General features: G+C 36.7%; 23 protein-coding genes and 3 tRNA genes. 13 read left to right on the top strand and 13 right to left on the bottom strand.

Features of this window, described 5'->3' with window-relative positions; genetic code table 11:
* The first annotated feature begins 92 nt into the window (after positions 1 to 92).
* Genes efp through AC5YGD_RS08155 form a run of 6 tightly spaced genes read left to right on the top strand, consistent with a single transcriptional unit; the run spans position 93 to position 4,114 of the window.
* Positions 93 to 653 (top strand): elongation factor P, encoded by a 561-nt coding sequence (efp, locus tag AC5YGD_RS08180; protein WP_271537562.1) that lies wholly within the window; start codon positions 93 to 95, stop codon positions 651 to 653.
* An 11-nt stretch (positions 654 to 664) separates the two neighbouring features.
* Entirely contained in the window at positions 665 to 1,552 is an 888-nt protein-coding gene (gene epmA / locus AC5YGD_RS08175) for an EF-P lysine aminoacylase EpmA (protein ID WP_496141389.1), read from the top strand.
* Between the two features lie 38 nt (positions 1,553 to 1,590).
* A complete protein-coding gene (locus AC5YGD_RS08170; protein WP_271537564.1) occupies positions 1,591 to 2,040 on the top strand; it encodes a YcgN family cysteine cluster protein in 450 nt (149 codons plus the stop codon).
* Positions 2,041 to 2,433, top strand: a complete 393-nt coding sequence (locus AC5YGD_RS08165; RefSeq protein WP_416651662.1) for a DUF2914 domain-containing protein — start codon at positions 2,041 to 2,043, stop codon at positions 2,431 to 2,433.
* Positions 2,433 to 3,629: an argininosuccinate synthase gene (locus tag AC5YGD_RS08160; protein WP_416695098.1), complete on the top strand. Its 1,197-nt coding sequence runs from the start codon at positions 2,433 to 2,435 to the stop codon at positions 3,627 to 3,629. Before AC5YGD_RS08165 ends, AC5YGD_RS08160 begins: the two co-directional genes overlap by 1 nt.
* The gene (locus AC5YGD_RS08155) at positions 3,629 to 4,114 is read left to right on the top strand and encodes a metallophosphoesterase family protein (protein ID WP_271537955.1); all 486 of its coding nucleotides are present in this window, start codon (positions 3,629 to 3,631) and stop codon (positions 4,112 to 4,114) included. Before AC5YGD_RS08160 ends, AC5YGD_RS08155 begins: the two co-directional genes overlap by 1 nt.
* 13 nt (positions 4,115 to 4,127) lie before the next feature.
* Here the strand turns inward: AC5YGD_RS08155 and AC5YGD_RS08150 are convergent, their stop codons facing one another.
* From AC5YGD_RS08150 to sat, 6 genes are all read right to left on the bottom strand, one after another.
* Positions 4,128 to 4,598, bottom strand: coding sequence for an FKBP-type peptidyl-prolyl cis-trans isomerase (locus AC5YGD_RS08150; RefSeq protein WP_416695093.1), 471 nt, complete (start codon positions 4,596 to 4,598; stop codon positions 4,128 to 4,130).
* A gap of 59 nt (positions 4,599 to 4,657) precedes the next feature.
* A complete protein-coding gene (locus AC5YGD_RS08145) occupies positions 4,658 to 5,008 on the bottom strand; it encodes a hypothetical protein (protein ID WP_271537958.1) in 351 nt (116 codons plus the stop codon).
* A gap of 103 nt (positions 5,009 to 5,111) precedes the next feature.
* Complete coding sequence (gene aprA / locus AC5YGD_RS08140; protein ID WP_416686661.1) at positions 5,112 to 6,947, bottom strand: adenylyl-sulfate reductase subunit alpha; 1,836 nt, start codon at positions 6,945 to 6,947, stop codon at positions 5,112 to 5,114.
* Positions 6,947 to 7,417 (bottom strand): adenylyl-sulfate reductase subunit beta, encoded by a 471-nt coding sequence (gene aprB, locus AC5YGD_RS08135; RefSeq protein ID WP_416651654.1) that lies wholly within the window; start codon positions 7,415 to 7,417, stop codon positions 6,947 to 6,949. Before aprB ends, aprA begins: the two co-directional genes overlap by 1 nt.
* A 27-nt stretch (positions 7,418 to 7,444) precedes the next feature.
* A complete protein-coding gene (locus AC5YGD_RS08130) occupies positions 7,445 to 8,239 on the bottom strand; it encodes an adenylyl-sulfate reductase (RefSeq protein ID WP_416651652.1) in 795 nt (264 codons plus the stop codon).
* A 177-nt stretch (positions 8,240 to 8,416) separates the two neighbouring features.
* Positions 8,417 to 9,622: a sulfate adenylyltransferase gene (gene sat, locus AC5YGD_RS08125; protein ID WP_496141388.1), complete on the bottom strand. Its 1,206-nt coding sequence runs from the start codon at positions 9,620 to 9,622 to the stop codon at positions 8,417 to 8,419.
* Positions 9,623 to 9,848: 226 nt separating this feature from the next.
* Between sat and AC5YGD_RS08120 the strand changes: the two genes are divergently transcribed.
* The 3 genes from AC5YGD_RS08120 (at position 9,849) to AC5YGD_RS08110 (ending at position 12,672) form a co-directional block, all read left to right on the top strand.
* Positions 9,849 to 10,523 (top strand): AzlC family ABC transporter permease, encoded by a 675-nt coding sequence (locus AC5YGD_RS08120; RefSeq protein ID WP_496141387.1) that lies wholly within the window; start codon positions 9,849 to 9,851, stop codon positions 10,521 to 10,523.
* Positions 10,516 to 10,833: a branched-chain amino acid transporter permease gene (locus AC5YGD_RS08115; RefSeq protein WP_271537961.1), complete on the top strand. Its 318-nt coding sequence runs from the start codon at positions 10,516 to 10,518 to the stop codon at positions 10,831 to 10,833. The genes AC5YGD_RS08120 and AC5YGD_RS08115 overlap by 8 nt, the downstream gene beginning before the upstream one ends.
* Before the next feature lie 105 nt (positions 10,834 to 10,938).
* Positions 10,939 to 12,672 (top strand): SulP family inorganic anion transporter, encoded by a 1,734-nt coding sequence (locus AC5YGD_RS08110; protein WP_416651647.1) that lies wholly within the window; start codon positions 10,939 to 10,941, stop codon positions 12,670 to 12,672.
* A gap of 48 nt (positions 12,673 to 12,720) precedes the next feature.
* Here the strand turns inward: AC5YGD_RS08110 and AC5YGD_RS08105 are convergent.
* The 7 genes from AC5YGD_RS08105 to AC5YGD_RS08075 form a co-directional block, all read right to left on the bottom strand.
* Positions 12,721 to 12,794, bottom strand: a tRNA-Cys gene (locus AC5YGD_RS08105).
* A gap of 62 nt (positions 12,795 to 12,856) precedes the next feature.
* A tRNA-Gly gene (locus tag AC5YGD_RS08100) sits at positions 12,857 to 12,932 on the bottom strand.
* 29 nt (positions 12,933 to 12,961) lie between these two features.
* Positions 12,962 to 13,543, bottom strand: coding sequence for a CDP-diacylglycerol--glycerol-3-phosphate 3-phosphatidyltransferase (pgsA, locus tag AC5YGD_RS08095; RefSeq protein ID WP_496142370.1), 582 nt, complete (start codon positions 13,541 to 13,543; stop codon positions 12,962 to 12,964).
* 56 nt (positions 13,544 to 13,599) lie between these two features.
* Positions 13,600 to 13,676 (bottom strand) — tRNA-Arg (locus AC5YGD_RS08090).
* Between the two features lie 34 nt (positions 13,677 to 13,710).
* Positions 13,711 to 15,039 (bottom strand): UDP-N-acetylmuramoyl-tripeptide--D-alanyl-D-alanine ligase, encoded by a 1,329-nt coding sequence (locus AC5YGD_RS08085; protein ID WP_496141386.1) that lies wholly within the window; start codon positions 15,037 to 15,039, stop codon positions 13,711 to 13,713.
* A complete protein-coding gene (locus tag AC5YGD_RS08080; RefSeq protein ID WP_271537469.1) occupies positions 15,026 to 16,414 on the bottom strand; it encodes a UDP-N-acetylmuramoyl-L-alanyl-D-glutamate--2,6-diaminopimelate ligase in 1,389 nt (462 codons plus the stop codon). Before AC5YGD_RS08080 ends, AC5YGD_RS08085 begins: the two co-directional genes overlap by 14 nt.
* A 35-nt stretch (positions 16,415 to 16,449) precedes the next feature.
* A complete protein-coding gene (locus AC5YGD_RS08075; RefSeq protein ID WP_496142369.1) occupies positions 16,450 to 17,415 on the bottom strand; it encodes a KpsF/GutQ family sugar-phosphate isomerase in 966 nt (321 codons plus the stop codon).
* A gap of 144 nt (positions 17,416 to 17,559) precedes the next feature.
* Here AC5YGD_RS08075 and AC5YGD_RS08070 point away from each other — a divergent pair, with 144 nt between their 5' ends.
* From AC5YGD_RS08070 to fusA, 4 genes are all read left to right on the top strand, one after another.
* A complete protein-coding gene (locus tag AC5YGD_RS08070; RefSeq protein WP_271537467.1) occupies positions 17,560 to 18,033 on the top strand; it encodes a low molecular weight protein-tyrosine-phosphatase in 474 nt (157 codons plus the stop codon).
* 100 nt (positions 18,034 to 18,133) lie between these two features.
* Positions 18,134 to 18,508: a 30S ribosomal protein S12 gene (rpsL, locus tag AC5YGD_RS08065; RefSeq protein ID WP_271537465.1), complete on the top strand. Its 375-nt coding sequence runs from the start codon at positions 18,134 to 18,136 to the stop codon at positions 18,506 to 18,508.
* A gap of 20 nt (positions 18,509 to 18,528) precedes the next feature.
* On the top strand, positions 18,529 to 18,996 hold the full coding sequence (rpsG, locus tag AC5YGD_RS08060) for a 30S ribosomal protein S7 (protein WP_271537464.1): 468 nt from the start codon (positions 18,529 to 18,531) through the stop codon (positions 18,994 to 18,996).
* A gap of 15 nt (positions 18,997 to 19,011) precedes the next feature.
* A complete protein-coding gene (fusA, locus tag AC5YGD_RS08055; protein ID WP_271537462.1) occupies positions 19,012 to 21,114 on the top strand; it encodes an elongation factor G in 2,103 nt (700 codons plus the stop codon).
* Positions 21,115 to 21,125: the final 11 nt, after the last annotated feature.

Raw genomic sequence — 21,125 nt, 5'->3', positions numbered from 1 at the left:
TTAAATTATGAATATATTTCTTTTATAACTTATTAAAATATTCATTTGTAAATTTATGCCTTTTCCCTTAAAACTTTAGGATTAAAAAAAATATGAATTACAGTACTAGCCAGTTTAAAAACGGTTTGAAATTGATTCTCGATGGTAATCCATGTTCAATTGTCAATAATGAAATTGTAAAGCCTGGAAAAGGACAGGCCTTTAATCGAGTTAAATTTAAAGATCTTATTACAGGTAAAACCCTTGAGAAGACATATAAATCAGGTGAGTCACTTGAGGGCGCCGATGTTATGGAGTTAGAAATGCAGTACCTTTATAGTGATGGTGAAAAATGGCATTTTATGGAGCCTGAATCATTTGAGCAATATGACTTGAGTGAAGAGTCAATGGGAAGTGCTGTAGACTATTTAGTGGAGCAAGATATTTGTACTGTGACCTTGTGGAATAATAATCCAATTACAGTCGTTCCTCCAATTCAAGTTATATTAGAAGTGATCGATACAGACCCTGGCCTTAAAGGAGATACAGCTGGAACTGGTGGTAAACCAGCAACCTTAAATACCGGTGTGGTCGTTCAGGTTCCTTTGTTTGTTGGTATTGGAGATAAGGTCAAAGTTGATACTAGAACAAATGAGTATTCAGGTCGCGCCTAATATAGGCTGACATGTCCAAAGTAAAAAAAAATCTAGTTCATTATCAAGATTTAATCATAAAAATTAGGGAATTTTTTTATTCTCGTAAGGTCACTGAAGTAAAAACTCCTTCCCTTTTGTTCTCTCCTTCAACCGATGTCTATATTGATAGCATTGAAGTGAAAGTTAATCGTGATATCTCTAGGCCAACTGATCTATATTTACATACATCTCCTGAGTTAGAAATGAAGCGACTTTTATCCAAAGGAAGCGGAGATATATTTCAAATTTGCCAAGTATATAGAGATAATGAATATGGGAGTAATAACTCTAACGAATTTACAATGCTGGAGTTCTACCGTATTGATTTCGATATGCATTCTTTGGTTGACGAAATTATAGATTTACTAAAAATTCTTGGGAAGACTGATGCTGCAATTAAAATATCATACGCACAAGCTTTTTTTGAGTATGGCAATATTGATATATTAAATGCTGATCTGGAAGACCTAAAGAAAATTGCAAATTCATTAGGTTTAAATTCAGATTATGACTGGATTGAGGATCTTCAAACCCTTCTTTTTGTGCATCTCATTGAGCCAAAGATAAGTCAAATCCCTATTTGCTTTATTTATGATTACCCTAAAGAGCAGTCAGCACTTGCAAAAATTGATGGCCCTATCGCCCATCGCTTTGAATTGTATATAAATGGTATTGAAATTGCTAATGGTTATGAAGAAATACAATCTGCTGATGAATATAGAGATCGATTTAATAACGAGTTATATAAAAGAAAAATGATTGAAAAGAAAAAGTTATTAGTTGATGAGGAGTTTTTGAGAGATATAAAAGTTGGCCTTCCACATTGTTCTGGCGTAGCTATTGGAATTGAAAGATTATTTTCTTCAATAAGTTTATAATTATTGTATCGACTAGCAATGGTAATTGATAAAAAACTTTGGAAAATTTAGATAAACCTTTCTGGAAAAATAAAACTTTATCTCAGATGAGTTCTAAGGAGTGGGAGTCGCTCTGTGATGGCTGTGGAAGATGCTGCTTACATAAGCTGGAAGATGAGGATTCTGGAAAGATCTACTTTACAGATGTCGCCTGTCATTATTTAGATGAAGAGGAGTGCTCTTGTCCACACTACGACAACCGTCAGAAATATGTTCCAGACTGCTTAAGTATTAAGCCAGATTGGGGAAAAAAGTTTAATTGGCTTCCAAGTACATGTGCATATCGACTACTATACGAAGGGAAAGAGTTACCTATGTGGCACCCACTAATAAGTGGGGATAAGAATAGTGTTCATTTGGCAGGTATTTCTGTAAGAGGAAGAACGTATAGAGATAATGAAGTTTCAAAAGATCTTTTATTTGAACATATTATAAATTGGGTGGATTAAATGAAAAAATTAACCGTATTAATGCTCAGTGTATTTTTATTTTCTAATGTATTTGCAAATGAATGGCCACATCAAAATATTTCTAATGCAGAATTTGCGACAGAGATTGTAGACAGAGAGCCCTTTAATATTGTTGGAGAGCTTGACAATTCTTTGGGTAAAATCTACTTTTTTACAAACATTCGTAATCTTCAAGGTACAAGTGTTAAGCATCGCTGGATATATAATAATAAAGTGATGGCCGATGTTATTTTTGATATTAAAGGTCCTCGTTGGAGGGTTTGGTCATCAAAAAATCTTTGGCATACCTGGACAGGAAAATGGATAGTCGAAGTCGTTACTTCTGAAAATGAAGTGCTTTATAAAAAAGAATTTAACTACATAGAAAAATAATGAATAAAGTCGTATTAGCATACTCGGGTGGATTAGATACTAGCATTATTGCTAAATGGTTACATGAAACATATGACTGTGAAGTAGTAACCTTTACAGCAGATATTGGTCAGGGTGAAGAAGTTGAACCAGCTCGTCTTAAAGCTAAAGCCATGGGGATAAAGGAAATTTATATCGAAGATTTACGTGAAGAGTTTGCACGTGATTTTGTTTTTCCAATGTTTCGAGCAAATGCTATTTATGAAGGGGAGTATCTTTTAGGCACGTCTATTGCACGACCTTTAATCTCTAAACGGCTGGTTGAAATTGCCAAAGAGGTTGGTGCAGATGCAATCTCTCATGGAGCAACAGGAAAAGGCAATGATCAAGTAAGGTTTGAGCTAAGTGCATATGCTATGAATGCAGAAATTAAGATTATTGCACCTTGGCGTGAATGGGATCTATCTTCTCGTGAGAGCTTAATGAAATATGCTGAAGAGCATAATATTGAAGTAGACTATAAAAAACAATCAAAGAAATCACCATACTCAATGGACGCTAATCTACTTCATATTTCTTATGAGGGTGACCTGCTTGAGGATCCATGGCAGGAAGCAGAAGATGAAATGTGGCGCTGGACAGTCTCCCCTGAAGAGGCTCCAGATCGTGCTGAATATATTGAGTTAACTTATGAAAAAGGTGACATCATTGCTATAAATGGCGAATCAATGTCGCCAGCTCAAGTCATGGAAGAACTCAACAAACTAGGTGGTGCGCATGGGATTGGTAGGCTTGATATTGTAGAGAATCGTTTTGTTGGCATGAAGTCTCGTGGATGTTATGAAACACCTGCTGGTACGATTATGTTAAGAGCTCATCGTGCTATTGAATCACTTACTTTAGATAGAGAAGCTGCACATCTTAAAGATGAGTTAATGCCAAAGTATGCCAAGCTTATCTATAATGGTTTTTGGTTTGCACCAGAGCGTGAAATGCTGCAAGCAGCAATTGATGCCTCGCAAGAAAATGTTAGTGGAGTAGTTAGGCTGAAACTATATAAAGGCAATACCTCAGTAGTTGGTCGTAAATCAGATAATAGCTTATTTAGTGAAAAAATTGCAACCTTTGAAGATGATGGTGGAGCATACGATCAGAAAGATGCTGAGGGCTTCATCAAACTTAATGCACTTCGATTGAGACTAAAGTCACTCCAATAGTGATAAAAATTGGCATCCTGTCAGATACTCATGGAACAATTCATCCAGGAGTAATAGACCTTATGAATGATTGTGACTTTGTCATTCATGCAGGGGATATCATAGAGGAAAGTTCTTTGTCTGCATTAAATCCAAAGCAAAAAATGATTGCCGTAAAGGGTAACAATGATCAGCATATATCTTCTTTTAGTGAGGTTGAGTTAGTAGAGTTTCCTGGAGGCAGCATAGCAATAGAACATGGCCATTTACATGGACATGTTCAGCCAAGTCATGATTCTTTGAGGGCTACTTACCCAGATTCAAGGGTCATCATATATGGGCATACTCATAAACAAGTTATTGATAATCAGCAAACACCTTGGGTTATAAATCCAGGCTCTGCTGGAAAGATCCGAAATTATGGGGCTGCGAGATGTCTAACGCTGACTATTGAAAGTCAAAAAGAATGGAATATTGAGCAACACATCTATGACGATATTTTTTAAAAATTAACTATATTTAATCTAACTTTCCACCCTCAATGATTTCATCAGCAGTTGCTTCACGAATTGATAAAATTTCTACATAAAAAATAATATCTTTGCCCGCAAGGGGATGATTGCCATCAATTGTGAGCTTCCCATCTTCAATACTTGAAACTATGAAATCTTTAGTACCACCTTTATCATTTTGCATAGTAACAGATGCTCCAATAAATCTATATTCCATTGGAACATTATTGATATCATCTGTAAAAATTAGTTCATCAGCCTTTTTTCCAAAGGCATCTTCTGCTTTCAGTAAAATCTCTACTTCATCACCAACACACTTACCTTCAAGCTCTTTGGTTACCTGATTGAACAATAATGAATTATCTCCCTGAACATACCCTAATGGCTCTTCGACCTGCTCAATAACTTCACCATTAGATTGATCTATGATTCTGTAAGTTAGTTCAACAAATTTGTTTATGGAGATTGTTTCGCTCATATTTCTAATAGTGTAATAGATTGAGTATTCAGATTCGAATTCAATAATTTAAAGAAGTATTAAAAAATAGTTGCACCAAATATTTTGACTTCAGAGTCCTGAATACCCAGAACAAGTCGACCTAAAAATTCTCCAGGAACCTCATCACTAGTTTGCTTATATAGAATTGAAACATGATCACCTCTTCTAAGGCATCCTAAGAACTCTCTTTCAACAGATAAGCTTGATAACATTTTATTTTTTGTCCACTGCTTTCCCATTTCAATCTCATTTGCACCCATCAACATTTCTTTTGAAAAGTGTTTAATAAAGCCTAGGTAATCTCGTTTATTTGATGATGCAACTAACTCATCCATCAATGGGTCTGCAATTTCAAGTATTTCTTCGTTAGTTTTCTCAAGAAGATTCATTTAGTTCACCTAGTAGTTTTTAAGTTTGGATTGTATGATAATCTAATAGCATTATTATTGGGGCCTCAAATTGAGACCCCAGTTCTAGATACTTTAAATCTGATTAATCAACTATATGATAAAGGGGCGCTTTTTCCATAGTCCATTTAGCAGTTTTTGGATCACGTCTAGAAACAGTTAGGCAATGCCAATTCTCATCATCTAATTTCATGTGATCGCCTCTATAGTAATAACCTGGCCAGCGCGTTTCTTCACGAAATAATGTATGCTGTGCAACACATTCTGAAGTAATTGTGCGATGTCTTAATTCCCAACCACGCATAAGCTGATGAAGATCTTCAGCGCCTATATGCTCAAGATCTTCTTGCAATATTTCTAAGAGCTCAATACATTTTGTAAGTAGGTTTCCATTCGTCATATAGTTAACACCAATACCACCACAATATTCATCCATAATTTTCTCAAGGCGTTGGAGCCCTTGAATAGGTAATATATAGCTTGGCGACACTGTACCAGCAGTAATTTCATTACGACCTACTGTATAGTTTTCTAATGGCTTATAAATAATCTCTTTTAGATCATCACACTGTTTATTACTAACTTGAATCTTATCATCACCCATATCTTGGATATATTTAACGGCTGCTTTTGCAGCTATCCTTCCTTCAGTAAACGAGCCTGAAGAAAATTTATGTGCAGTTCCACCAACAGTATCACCAGCACCAAAGAGACCTTCAACAGTCAGCATTCGGTTGTATCCCCAGAAATACTCAGGCGGGGAAATGTCTTCAGGACCACTGACCCATGCACCAGAACAAGTAGCATGAGAGCCCATTACGTAGGGTTCAGATGTAGTTAATTCAGGATTAGTATATTTAGGATCAATATTTTGAGAGGCCCAAACAACTGCTTGACCGACAGTCATTCCTAGGAAGTTTTCCCATCCAATTACTTCTAGATGCGGATCTTGAAAAGCTTCCATGGTGACCATGTGAATTGGTCCTCTACCAGCTTTAACTTCTTCTATAAACGCATGGTTACGTAAACATGTCGGCGTCGGAGTATGATCAATATATTCACCAACCATAGCTTTAGTGTGTTCATACCACTTAGATTCGTACTCTTCACCGTAAGTATTTTGAGTATATGTTTTGAGGTGGAGAAAATATGCACCAACTGGCCCATAACCATCTTTAAATCGGGTTAACACAATTCGGTTTTCCATCTGCGTCATCTTAGCGCCCACCTGAATTGGAAGCGCATAGGCTGAACCACTACTCCATGGAGCATACCAAGTCCTTCCCATTCCTTCACCTACTGAACGAGGCTTAAAGATATGAGAGGCACCACCTGCTCCTACAATTACTGCTTTGGCACGGAAAACATGATAATCACCAGTACGGCAATTAAAGCCAACTGCTCCACCAACTCTATTTTCCTTAGCCTCATCCATTAAAAGATGCGTAATCATAATTCGGTTATAAATTTTGTCTACTGATTTGCGAGCCGCTTCTGCAACGATAGGTTTGTAGCTTTCACCGTGAATCATTATTTGCCATTTACCTTCGCGCTGGTAACGACCAGTTTCTTCATTTCTCATAATGGGTAGGCCCCATTCTTCAAATTTGTGAACGGCAGAGTCAACATGTCGAGCCATATCAAAAGCAAGGTCCTCACGAACTAAACCCATCAAGTCATTACGTGCATATCGAACATGGTCTTCGGGTTGGTTTTCATCCCACTGCATTCCCATATAGCAGTTGATCGCATAAAGGCCTTGAGCTACTGCACCACTTCGATCAATGTTTGCCTTTTCGGCACATATAATTCTCATATCACGGCCCCAATATCTAGCCTCATAAGAAGCACCAGTTCCAGCCATACCACCACCAACAACTAAAATATCACAGTCTTCCCAAACAGTTTTTCTCTTAGCCATTAGTAGTAAACTCCCTCTTTTAGCTTATCTTTATTTATTACGGGTAATCCAGTTTCAATGTTAAGAGCATCTGGCTCAAAACATAAAAGTTGTGAATCAAGTGCTGCTTGATCAGGAACTTCTAAGTCCGCAAGTTTTGGAATTTTTTCACCCCATGGTTGCGTAGTAATTGGAGAAACAAAGTTTTTCTCACGACCATCTCTAAATTTAATTTTCCAAGAGATAGTTCCTTTTTCTTCTTCACGAAGAACTCTTACGCTATGGCCCATTGGAGCAAAGTCAGCATAACCTCTTACATCAATTGCATTTTGAGGGCATGCTTTAACACACGAGTAACACTCCCAGCAAAAGTTTGGCTCAATATTGACTGCACGTCGAATAGTCTTGTCAATGTGCATAATGTCAGATGGACAGATATCTACACAGTGTCCACAGCCATCGCATCTAGTCATGTATACAAAAGTTGGCATAATATTTTCTCCGAAAATTAGTTATTATTAGTAATGTCTTGGCGCTTCGCGTTCAATTCCAAGGCCAAATTTCTTTGGCATATCAGCAGGTTCTGGAAGGTTCTCTCTTGAACCGTCAGCTTTAGTAACTCGTTTTTGAAAAGCTGCAGCAGGCTTATAAAACATGTGGGCAAATTTTGACCATAAGACACCACCAAATAGAACAGTGCTAGCCCCAATGAATAGCCCAAAAAATAGAGTTTGCCAGATATTAATTCCATTGGACTGCATGTAAGACCATAGGAGCGCAAAAGTAGACATAGCTAAGAGCGATAGAACAAATAAGTCTGCCCTAATTACTCTGTACCACTTATTACCTTCAGCCGCAACATCAACTCTTATAAAGAACCAAAACCAATAACCACCAACACAAAGCATAGCTGCACCTAAATGCCATGCTAATGGCCAAATTGAAGGAGTCATTGTGTTAGGAGTTGAGTAAGAAAAAATCATTACAACTGTCGCAACGACAAAAATGATAAATCCATACATTGTCAGAAGGTGAGCCAATCTTCTTCTAGTGCTGCAAAATTCTGACGAGGTTAAGATTTCATTGGTTGCAGTTTTAAAAGCAATAGAAACTTTTTCTCCAGAGCCTACGTTTCTGGTTGCAGATTTTTTTGCTTTAACTGAGTTGTTGAAGAAATACTTAGCACTCTTTTTATGAACCACATCAAAAAGCGTGGCACCTATAACAAGAACAAACATTGCAATTACATAAGTTTGCATTACAAAAGATGGAATAAATGCTGAAATTTCAGAAAATGGGTTAATAGATATCATATTATATTTTTCCTTTTTTTTTGTTGTATTATGGAGGCCCTTATCCATAATAAATTCACTATATTTCCGAGCATGAGATTGTAGAATATTTGCGCATTTGTAATTCAATTTTTATAGAACCAGAAAACTCATAACTAATAGACCAGGATTGTTGATTAAATTTAATTTCATCTTCATCTATTTCGCAGAATGCCCTTTAAGTTCAATTTTTACTTTGTCACTTTCTTTAATTTTAGAATAGTACTTACGAAGAATTTCAACAACTTCAGGTCTTGAAAAATTATCAGGAACTTCTAGGTTTTCACTAAGAAGATGTCTTAATTTAGAGCCTGAAAGCATTAGTCTGTCTTCCTGATCATGTGGGCAAGTTTTCATGCTTGACATTCCAGCACACTTTTCACACCAAAATGTCCAATCAATCTTTAAGGGCTTAGTAGCCAGACCATTGTCAATTTCATCAAAAATATTGTGAGCATCAAATGGTCCATAATAATCTCCAACACCCGCATGATCGCGTCCTACTATAAGATGAGAGCACCCATAATTCTGTCTGAATAGCGCATGAAGTAATGCCTCCCTTGGACCAGCGTATCTCATGTCCAATGGGTATCCCGATTGGAGAACAGTGTTATCTACAAAGTAATTTTCAATTAATGCTGAAATAGATTTGGAGCGAACATCAGCAGGAATGTCACCTGGCTTTAGTTCTCCTAAAGTTGAATGAATCATTACTCCATCGCATATCTCTATAGCAATTTTAGCTAAATACTCATGCGAGCGATGCATAGGGTTACGAGTTTGAAATGCAGCTATAGTAGACCATTCTTTTTTTACAAAGTATGCGCGTGTTTCAGAAGGTGTCATGTAAAGGTCACCATATTGATTTGGAAATCCTCCATCTGATAAAACTTTTACAGCTCCAGCAAGATTGTATTTACCTTGGGCCATAACTAAGGCAACACCAGGATGTTTTATGTCGCTAGTCTTGAATACTTCGTTGCACTCTAGCTCTTTGTCAATTAAGTATTTTTCAGAAATAAGCATTGTAGCGATAACTGCATTATTTTTTTCGTACACAATAGCAACTTCCTGACCAACTTTTAAATCTTCATTATCAGTAGAAAGTGTTATTGGGATAGGCCAAAAAGTTCCATTGTCCAATGCCATATTTTTACACACACTTAGCCAGTCAGCTTTTCCCATGAAACCTTCAAGAGGAGTAAAACCACCAATACCAAGCATGATCAAATCACCAAACTCTCTTGATGAACAAAACAATTTATACATTGAGTCTGTTTTTTTCAGCTCTGAGTTTAATGCATCTCCTCCTAAAGCGAGGATTTTGAGTTCATTACTTGCGTGGGGTGGTACTAATTGAGACATAAATTAATTATTTTTTTAAATAGTTTTAATAGATTTTTAGAACTCATATATATGAGTTATCAATATGTTATTATAGGTTTAATTGTTTAAATATGTCAATTAAAACTTGACCTACTTGGCAATCATTTGTTAGTATAAAAAGTATACATGAATTAATATATATCTTTTATTTTTTTCTGTTTAATTACACACTTCAATCGCTTTTTAAAATATTAAAATTGTGCCAATGATTCGTTCTGCATTAACAATATCGCTACCAATTCTATTTGGTTTTGTACCTTTAGGGATTGCCTTTGGTCTTCTGTTCCAGGAGCTCGGTTACCCATGGTATTTCGCATCCTTGATGGCCATCTTTGTCTATGCTGGAGCTGCTCAGTTTATGGCAATTGGGCTTCTCTCTTCTGGAATAGGTTTATTAGAAATTGCAATTTCAACATTTTTCTTAAACTCAAGGCATATGTTCTATGGTCTTGCCTTCCTTGAAAGTTTTGGTAATTGGAATCTTAGAAAGTTATATTTAATATTTGGTCTAACGGATGAGACTTATGCGCTCATGACCACAATAAAGGTTCCTAAAAATTTTACTAAGGAGCGTTATTATTTCTTCATAACGCTATTTGCCCAATTATATTGGGTTCTGGGATGTACTATTGGCGCCTTAACAGCAAATGCTTTGTCATTCAATACGAATGGAATGGAATTTGCAGCGACTGCTTTGTTTGTGGTGTTACTTATTGAGCAGTGGGTTAAGGTGAAGAGGTTGCTGCCGTTTGTCATCGCATTCATCGCATCTGCTATTGCTTTATTATTTTTTATAAAACATATGCTTTTGGTTGCCATTATTCTTTCAATAGCATCAATAGTTTTATTGCGATTAATCAAAATACAGTCTAATGAATGAAATAAATTATCTTCTAGCTGCTATGCTTGTGATGACAGTAGCAACTTATATTACAAGGCTGACGCCATTTTTACTTTTTGGTAAAGGTCAAGAGAGCTCTTTGTTTAATTACATTTCTAAAAGTACACCGCCAATGGTGATGACAATACTTGTAATTTATATGCTAAAGGATGTTGAGTACTTAACATTTGAAATTGTCTATACATTTATTGCATTGCTTGTAACTGCTGGACTTCATATTTATAAAAGAAATGCTCTATTAAGTATTGTTAGTGGAACGATTGTTTATATGATCTTTGTTCAAACTTAGTACAACTTAATATTATTAAATATTACCTGAGATCTTTGAGTACATATGAATTACTATATAATCTGACACCCATTAATAAACGACTCATTTTAAACTTATAATCTTATGTTTCAATTAGCCAAAATTTTCCCTTTTATAGCATGGTTTAGACTGACCACTATAGAGACAATTAAGGCTGATTTTTTTGCAGGATTGACAGGCGCTATTATTGTCCTTCCTCAAAGTGTTGCCTTTGCAACAATTGCAGGAATGCCTCCAGAATATGGCCTTTATACAGCGATGGTTATTCCTATAGTTGCTGCACTTTTTGGCTCGTCTTTCCATTTAGTATCTGGCCCAACCACAGCTATTTCAATTGTTGTTTTTGCAGCAGTCAGTAAGTACGCTGAACCTGGCAGCGCAGAATTTGTATCGCTAGCTTTGACGCTGACCTTTTTGGCGGGAGTGTACCAACTAGTTTTTGGACTTGCTAAATTTGGTATGTTGGTAAATTTTGTTTCTCATAATGTTGTCATCGGTTTTACAGCTGGCGCAGCGCTATTGATTGCAAGTAGTCAAATCCCATATATTGTAGGTATTGATATCCCCAGGGGAGAGGATTTTCTTAATACCTGGTTTGATATTTATACGGGAGTTGGGGAATTTAATATCTATCTTTTAATTGTTGGTCTTGGGACTTTAGTAACTGCGATAGTTGTTAAAATTTTAAAACCAAAATTTCCTAATTTATTAATTGGGATGCTAGTTGGTGGGCTACTGGCTTTTTACTTGGGTGGCTTTACTGACAGCATAAAAACTGTCGGAGCAATGCCGGCTTACTTTCCTCCGTTATCAACGCCTGACTTTTCGTTAAACTCATTAAAGGCACTTGCACCAGAGGCATTTGCAATTGCACTTTTAGGTCTTATTGAGGCTTCATCAATTGGAAGGTCGATTGCTACTAAATCAAATCAAAGGATTAATGCGAATCAGGAGTTTATTGGTCAGGGAACATCAAATATTGTAGGAAGCTTTTTCTCAAGTTATGCATCTTCTGGATCTTTTACAAGGTCGGGAGTTAATTTTGAATCTGGAGCAAGAACCCCTTTATCTGCAATTCTTGCAGCACTTTTTCTAATGGCAATTGTGTTTTTAGTTGCACCACTAATTTCGTATTTACCTCTTGCAGCAATGGCAGGAGTTATCCTTCTTGTTGCATATAACCTCATAGATTTTAAAAATATTAAAAAAACGTTTACGTACAGCAAATCAGAGAGCGTTATCTTTACGGCAACTTTTCTAGCAACTCTATTATTTGAGCTAGAGTTTGCGATATATCTTGGAGTGCTATTATCATTAATGCTTTTTATTGCCAAGACATCAACTCCAGATGTTCATACGCTAGCATTTGGGACTCCACCAGGTGAAGGCGATAGAAGGTTGCAAAGTATTAGAAAGGCGCCTTTAGTGCAATGCCCACAGCTCAAGATAATTCGTATTGATATGTCAATATATTTTGGATCAATAAACCACATTCAAAAACAAATAAGTCAGATTGTTGATAATCAGAGAATTTACCACATTTTGATTGTTGCAAGTGGCGTTAACTTTATTGATCTAGCTGGAATAGAGGCGCTTCTAATTGAAAATAAACGTTTAAAAGCCCACAATGGTAGTTTATATTTTGTTGCTGTGAAATCTACAGCCTTTGAGTTTATGGAAAAAGTAAATTTTGTTAATGAGATTGGCAGAGATAACTTTTTTGATTCAAAAGCAGAGGCCATTAATGTTTTATATGACCGGCTTGATAAGAGTAAATGCGAAAAGTGCCAAGCACTAGTTTTTAAAGAATGTAATTAATAGATTTTTCCAATAAAAAAGCTCGATTTAATCGAGCTTTTTTTTGATTGGAGGCTGGGACCGGAGTCGAACCGGTCTATAAGGCTTTGCAGGCCCCTGCATAACCGCTTTGCTACCCAGCCAATTGAGGTTAAATTTAAAAAAAAAAGCCTTGTTATCAAGACCAACACAAACAGTTAGAATATGGAGCGGGAAACGAGATTCGAACTCGCGACATTCACGTTGGCAACGTGATGCTCTACCAGCTGAGCTATTCCCGCACAAGGTTGGAAATTATAGTGTTTTTTTTCTAACTGTCAAATGTTTTTAGCCCTGCAATTAGATATTTTATACCTGACCAGAGTGTCAGAATTGTTGCAGCAAAGAGGAGGACACGGCCCATTATATTTATCTCATTAAATGAAAAAACGAATAGAGGCTGATGAATCAAAAGAAATAGTATTGCAATCATTTGTACAAATGTTTTTGATTTCCCTATCCATGACACAGCAACATTAGCTCTTTTACCAACTTCACTCATCCATTCTCTAAGCGCAGAAACAAGAATTTCTCTCGAGATTATGATTATTGAAGGAATTGTGATATACCACGTGTGATAGTAATCTATTAGAAGAATAAGCGCTGTACAAACCATCAGCTTATCTGCAACTGGATCAAGAAATGCCCCAAGCGCAGTTTCTTGGTTGAGTCTTCTGGCTAAGAATCCATCTATAAAGTCAGTCGCACTGATAACTATATAAATTGCAATAATAGAATTATTAATCCAGCTAAGTGGCTCTCCATCCAGATAGTTTGGCTGTAAATAAAACAAACCAATAAAGATAGGAATCAAACAGATTCTTGATAGGGTAATTAAATTAGGAAGAGTCATCATAAGGCTAATTCTATCAAAGACTCGAAGTATTTAGGGCAAACTTATTCAAATGTTGGTGCGCTCGGCAGGATTTGAACCTGCAACCGCTCGGTTCGTAGCCGAGTACTCTATCCAGTTGAGCCACGAGCGCAGCAGCGTAATTATCGCCATGTTTCATGCAAAGGTCAAGAAGAGTTTGAGGTATTTATTAAATTATCAACCAATTTATTAAGCTCCATCATTCTTGAGCCTTTTATTAAAATTGTAGCACCTTTATGATGGTTCTCTATCTCATTAAATATTGATTCAATATTCTCAAAATGGCTGCCTTTGTAGTTTTGAGCCTCTTGACCAATTGTTAGAAGATTATCAATATTTTGTTCACGCGCATAATCTCCAATGTGTTGATGAAGTTTTTTTGAATCTTTACCAAGCTCTGCCATTGCTCCCAGAACTAAAACTTTCTTTCCAGAAAATTGTTTAAGTGAGTCAATTGCAGCTTTCATTGATTGAGGATTTGCATTATAACTATCATCAAGAATAGTGAAATTTTGAAGTTTAATTAATTCTAGCCGCCCTTTTTCAGGCGCTGAATTCTCAAGACCTTTTTTTATCATCTGAGGGCTAACCCCAAGCTTAAGGGCACAAGCTGAGGCTGCTAATGCATTGTCTATTTGATGTAAACCAATCATTGAAAGAGTTATATTTACAGAGCTAAGATTAAAGTTAAGATTAAAGTTTAGAGCAGAATTAGTGTGCTTAATATCACTGGCATATATGTCACTTTCATTACCAAAAAAAGTAAGAGCTTTAGTGTTAGACATTTTTTCCCAGATATTGATATGAGGTGAGGATTTATTAACGATTGCAATACCATCTTCAGATAAAGATTCGAGAATCTCTCCTTTTGCTTTTACTAAGTTTTTCTCACTGCCAAACTCACCAAGATGCGCATTATTCGCATTTGTAATGATTGCAATATGTGGGTGAGCCAACTTGCACAATAACTCAATTTCATTTACATGATTTGCGCCCATTTCAATAATGCAGTATTGGTGATTTTTTTCAAGCTCTAAAAGTGTTTTAGGAACGCCTAAGTGATTATTAAGATTACCTTTAGTTGAAAGTGTTGGACCGTGTAGGGACAAGATTGAGTGAAGCATGTTTTTTGTTGAGGTTTTTCCATTGCTTCCAGTAATTGCAATTACAATTGGCGAGTGAGATTGACGATGCCAAGCAGCTAATTTTTGGTATGCTATTTCTGAATTATTAACTTCAATAGTAGGTAAATTTGAGTTAACTTTTTTATGAGTAATAGCTGCAATAGCCCCTAAATCTTCTGCTTGTTCAATAAAATTATGACCATCAAAATTTTCACCTTCAAGCGCAATAAAAAGCTTTCCAGAAATTTGACCTCGTGTGTCAGTACAAATGCCCTGAAAGTTGATCGCTTTATCTGAGCTTGATTTACCACTAATAATTTTGCTTATTTTATCGGTGTCAGATGAAAGCATCTAATGCGACCTCAACATCACTGAACTGAAAAATTTGATCACCAATAGTTTGTGTTGTTTCGTGACCCTTGCCTGCTATAAGTAATACCTCATCTTCCCCTAAGGTTTTTACTGCCGTTTCTATTGCATGTTTTCGATCTAAAATTACCTGAACATCATTCTCTACTTTAATTCCACCAAGTATATCTTCAATAATTTTTTCTGGACTTTCGCTTCTTGGATTATCATTGGTAAGAATTATGCTGTCAGCCTTTTCACTTGCGATTTTCCCCATTAACTGCCTCTTGGTTTTATCCCTATCTCCACCGCACCCAAAAAGCACTCTGATTTTAAATTCAGGATAGTGCGCCCTAAGAGATGCAAGGGCATTATCAAGTGCATCTGGTGTGTGTGCATAGTCTATCCAAATATGGCTGTTTTCAAGTTGCTGCATTCTTCCAGGCGGTGGATAAAGTTTTGCAAGAAAAGGAATAATTTGATCTTCACTATATCCCAAACATTTAACACTAGTGAATGCTGCAAGAGCATTTGATAAATTAAACTCCCCTATTAAGGGTAACTCAAAGACGTAATTATTGAGCTGACAAATAAAACCATTCTCACTAGTTTTAAAGAATTCTAAATCATCGATTCCAAAGGTAAGTGGATCTTTATCCGAGGCAGTATCTAAAAAATATTGATGATTTTCATCATCCCTATTAATAATTGCTTTTTTTGAAAAACCATTCGTAAATAATTTACCTTTGGCCTCTTTATAATTTCCCATTGTTTCATGATAATCAAGATGATCTTGCGTCAAATTGGTGAAGATGCCCTGAACAAATGAAAGCCCTTCAAGCCGATCTTGGATGAGCGCATGCGAAGAGGCCTCAATAATGGCTAGTTTAATTCCCTGGCTGCTGTATTCTTCAAGTGAGCTATATATTGAGAAGATATCTGGTGTTGTGTTTATGCTTTTCTTTTCAACCTTGCTGATGCCAAGTGTCCCAATAACGCCATTATTAACTTCTAAGAAGTCAAGCAGCTGTGAAATGTAATGACTGACAGAGGTCTTACCATTTGTACCCGTGACTGCAATAAGATCAACATCCTTTGCTTTGGTGTAGAAATTTTGAGCAAGCCCAGAAAGTTGAGGCTTGAGGTTATCAATTCTGATGGTTGGGACGTCGCAATCAAAATCCTTTCCCTCAATTAAAACTCCTATGCAGCCATTTTCAATTGCACTGTCGATATACTCAGCTCCATGATTTTTCTCACCTTGAAGGGCAATAAACAAATCACCCTTAGTAAGTGTTTTCGTATTGAGTGACAGACCAGAAACATCAAATGCTTCAGTAGTTTCAGCAATATCGGATAAAAGGATTTTAATGTCCATTATTATTAAAACCTATAAAGGTAATGGTCAACTTACTAAAATAATTTCGCTTGAATCAAGGTATGCATGTTGATTGCGCCAACTATATTATTACTTGAGTCAACAACTGGCAGTGAATTTAAGCTGTATTTTTCCATCAACTGCATTGCGATTAATGCGGGCTCTTGTGGTTCAATGGACTTGCAATCTTTGGTCATGACATCTTGAATAGTTAATTTCTGAAAATCTACATTAGACTCTAAAGCCCTTCTTAAGTCACCATCAGTAAATATTCCCACGAGCTTTTCATTTTCAGCAATGAGAACCATTCCAAGTGCCTTTTCACTCATCACTAAAAGGCTATCAATAAGCAGCATCTCTTTAGTGACCTTTGGTATATCTTCCCCTGATTTCATAACACTGGAGACAAGCGTGAGTAGTCTCCTGCCTAGAGAGCCTGAAGGATGAGACATGGCAAAATCATCTGATGTGAAATTATTTAAGGACATAAGCGAGACAGCAATTGCATCACCCATAACCAAGGTTGCGGTAGTGCTTGAGGTTGGCGCTAAATTGTTAGGGCATGCTTCATTATCGACACTTATATCTAAATGAAAATCACTTGATGAGGCGATTAAAGACTTAGCACTTCCTGTCATACTGATAATAGGCACATTCATTCTTTTGATTCCTGGGAGTAATGAGATAATCTCATCTGATTCTCCAGAATAGGAAATCATGATAACTACATCATCATGACTAATCATCCCAAGGTCGCCATGACCAGCCTCAGCTGGATGTAAATAGAAAGCAGGTGTCCCTGTTGATGCCAGGGTGGAAGAGATTTTTTTGGCGATATGGCCTGATTTACCCATCCCAATTAGAACAACTTTCCCTATACAGTTTTTAAGAATTTGGCAAACCTCATCAAAACTTTGATCAATTCTTCCTTTAAGTTTTAAAACAGAATCAGCTTCAGTTTGAATGACGTCTTTAGCAATATCGATTATAGATTTACCCACAGGCATAGTAGAATTGGTCTTTGTTGTGTATTGATAGATTATAAATATTATTTAACTAGTATGGGTTATATAATTATTTCTTAATTTGAAATATAATCTCGGGATGGGAAAACTTTTAGCATTTATATTATCTGAGCTATTTCAGTGGAATTAAAAAACAAAGTTCTGTTTGTTTGTATGGGTAATATTTGTCGCTCTCCAACAGCGGAAGGTGCTTTTCGATCAATTGTTGAAAAAAATAGTAAATCTCAACATTTTGAAATAGATTCAGCTGGGACTCACGCATACCATATAGGTAATTCACCTGATCAAAGGTCTCAACAAGCCGCTATCAATCATGGTGTTGATTTGTCAAGTCAGAGAGCGAGGCACGTTCATGAGAGTGATTTTTATTATTATGACTACATTATTGCCATGGATTCTGACAATCTCGAAAGATTGAAATCAATCCAACCTTCTGAAAGTCATTCAAAGATTGAATTAATGTTAAATTACTCCAAAGAACATTATGGTGCTAGTGTTCCTGACCCCTATTATGAGGGAAAGTTTGATGAAGTCTTTGAGATGCTTTACTCAGCTTGCACATCATTTTTTGAAAGTATAGTAAAAAAAGACTAATATTCATTGACATTCAAGTCAGCACCAAAGTATAATTGCCCGCTTTATTGACCCCGCTATGTGGGCGAAAAATTAAATATACATTGGAGTATAACCCTTTATGTCAACGATTAACCAATTGGTAAGAAAGCCAAGAAGTAAGAAGATTGTTAAAACTGGTGTCCCAGCGTTGGACAGTTGCCCACAAAAACGTGGGGTATGCACTCGAGTTTATACAACAACACCAAAGAAACCTAACTCTGCTTTAAGAAAAGTTGCTCGTGTCAGATTAACTAATTCTGCTGAAGTTACAACTTATATTGGCGGTGAAGGACATAACTTACAAGAACACTCGGTAATTCTTATTCGTGGTGGTCGTGTTAAAGATTTACCTGGTGTACGTTACCACACTGTTCGTGGAGCATTAGATACAACTGGTGTAGATGGAAGAATGCAAGGCAGATCAAAATACGGTACAAAAAAACCAAAAACATAATTTATTAAGAGAAAACTAATATGAGAAGAAGAGCCGCCCCAAAAAGATTAATATTGCCAGATCCTAAGTATCATGATCTTGTTCTAGCTAAGTTTGTAAATATTTTAATGCTAGATGGTAAAAAATCAGTCGCTGAAAAGATTGTCTATGATGCACTTGATACAATTGAATCCAAAGGAAACGCGGAGCCAGTTGAAACATTTAAAAAAGCTCTTGAAAATATTGGTCCAGCAGTTGAAATCAAATCTCGTCGTGTTGGTGGTTCTACATATCAGGTTCCAGTTGAAGTAAGATCAGATCGGAAAGTTGCTTTGGCGATGCGTTGGATTATCGAAGCATCAAGAAAGCGTGGTGAAAAAGGAATGAAGCTTAGGTTGGCAGGCGAAGTGCTAGATGCAGTTCAAAACCGTGGTACTGCATTTAAGAAAAAAGAAGACACTCATAGAATGGCGGATGCTAATAAAGCATTTGCTCATTTTCGCTGGTAATTTAAGGACTCAATCATGGCAAGAATTACTCCAATTAATCGTTATCGTAACGTTGGTATTATGGCACATATTGATGCTGGAAAGACGACGACTACTGAACGCATACTTCTATATACAGGACGTACTCACAAAATTGGTGAAGTCCATGATGGAAGTGCAACAATGGACTGGATGGAGCAAGAGCAAGAGCGAGGTATTACAATTACTTCAGCTGCAACTACTTGTTTCTGGAAGGGAATGGATGGTCAGTTTGAAGATCACCGAATTAATATTATTGATACCCCAGGCCATGTTGATTTCACGATTGAAGTTGAAAGGTCATTAAAAGTATTAGACGGCGCTTGCGCCGTTTTTTGTGCTGTGGGCGGCGTAGAGCCTCAATCTGAAACAGTTTGGAGACAAGCAAATAAATATAACGTTCCTAGAATTGGCTTTGTTAACAAGATGGACCGAGCAGGTGCGGATTTTTTACGTGTATGCGACCAAATTAAAACAAGATTAGGTGCTAACCCTGTTCCGATGCAAATTGCTATTGGTGCAGAAGATGCCTTTGAAGGCGTAGTTGATCTTATCCGTATGAAAGCCATTTATTGGAATGAAGAAGATCAAGGCGCAACATATGAAGTGAAAGATATCCCTGCTAATTTGCAAGATCTTGCAGATGAGAAACGTGAATTCATGATGGAATCTGCAGCAGAGGCTAACGAAGTTCTTATGGAGAAGTACCTTGATGACGGTGAATTGAATCCTGATGAAATTAAAGAAGGTATCCGTCTTCAAACCATTGCAAATCAAATTATTCCAATGTTCTGTGGTACAGCGTTTAAAAATAAAGGTGTCCAGGCTGTTCTAGACGCTATGGTAATGTATATGCCTTCTCCAGAAGAAGTGGATGCTATTACTGGAATATTAGATGATGCTGCTGAATCAGAAGGAGTAAGGCCTCCTAGAGATGATGAGCCTTTTGCAGCTCTAGCTTTTAAAATTGCGACAGACCCTTTTGTTGGTAACCTAACTTTCTTTAGGGTTTACTCTGGTGTTTTGAAGTCAGGTGATTTTGTATATAACTCATCTAAAGGTAAGAAAGAGCGTATCGGCCGAATTGTGCAAATGCACTCCAACGATCGTGAAGAAATTAAAGAGGTAAGAGCTGGAGATATTGCTGCAGCTATTGGCCTAAAAGATGTTACGACTGGTGACACACTATGTGACATGAAAGATAAAATTATTCTTGAAAGAATGGAATTTCCTGAGCCAGTAATTGCTGTTGCAGTTGAGCCTAAAACTAAAGTTGACCAAGAAAAGATGGGTATTGCTTTAGGAAAGCTAGCAAATGAAGACCCTTCTTTTAGGGTTTCTACAGATGAAGAGTCTGGACAAACAATTATTGCAGGTATGGGCGAGCTTCACTTAGATATTATTGTTGATCGAATGATGCGTGAATTTGATGTTGGGTGTAATGTTGGTGCCCCTCAAGTAGCGTACCGTGAAACAATTACAAAACTTGTTGAGCACGAACATAAATTTGCCAAACAATCTGGTGGTCGTGGTCAGTATGGTCATGTCTATCTAAGAATTGAGCCACAGGAGCCTGGTGCGGGCTATGAATTCGTTGACGAAATTAAAGGTGGTGTTATTCCTAAGGAATATGTTCCTGCAGTTAATAAGGGTGTTCAAGAACAAATGCAAAACGGCGTTATTGCTGGATTTCCATTAGTTGATGTTAAAGTTACTGTTTATGATGGTTCTTATCATGATGTAGATTCTAACGAAATGGCATTTAAAATTGCAGCCTCTATGTGTGTTAGAGAGGGCGTTAAACTTGCTAATCCTCAATTGCTAGAGCCAATGATGAATGTTGAAGTATCAACACCTGAAGATTACATGGGTGATGTTATGGGTGATTTAAATCGTAGAAGAGGTATTGTAAGTGCTATGGATGACACTCCAGCTGGCAAACAAATAAAGGCTGCTGTTCCTTTAGCAGAAATGTTTGGATATGCAACGGATCTTCGTTCAATGTCACAAGGGCGTGCAAATTACTCTATGGAATTTGCTAAATATACTGCAGCTCCAAGAAATGTTGCTGAAGATGTTATTGAAAAATTAAATACTTAATAGGGGATTAG

This window comes from Candidatus Pseudothioglobus sp. uisw_070, from assembly GCF_059512545.2.
Note: the sequence above shows the minus strand (reverse complement) of the source record. Positions and strands in the feature narration are given on the sequence as shown.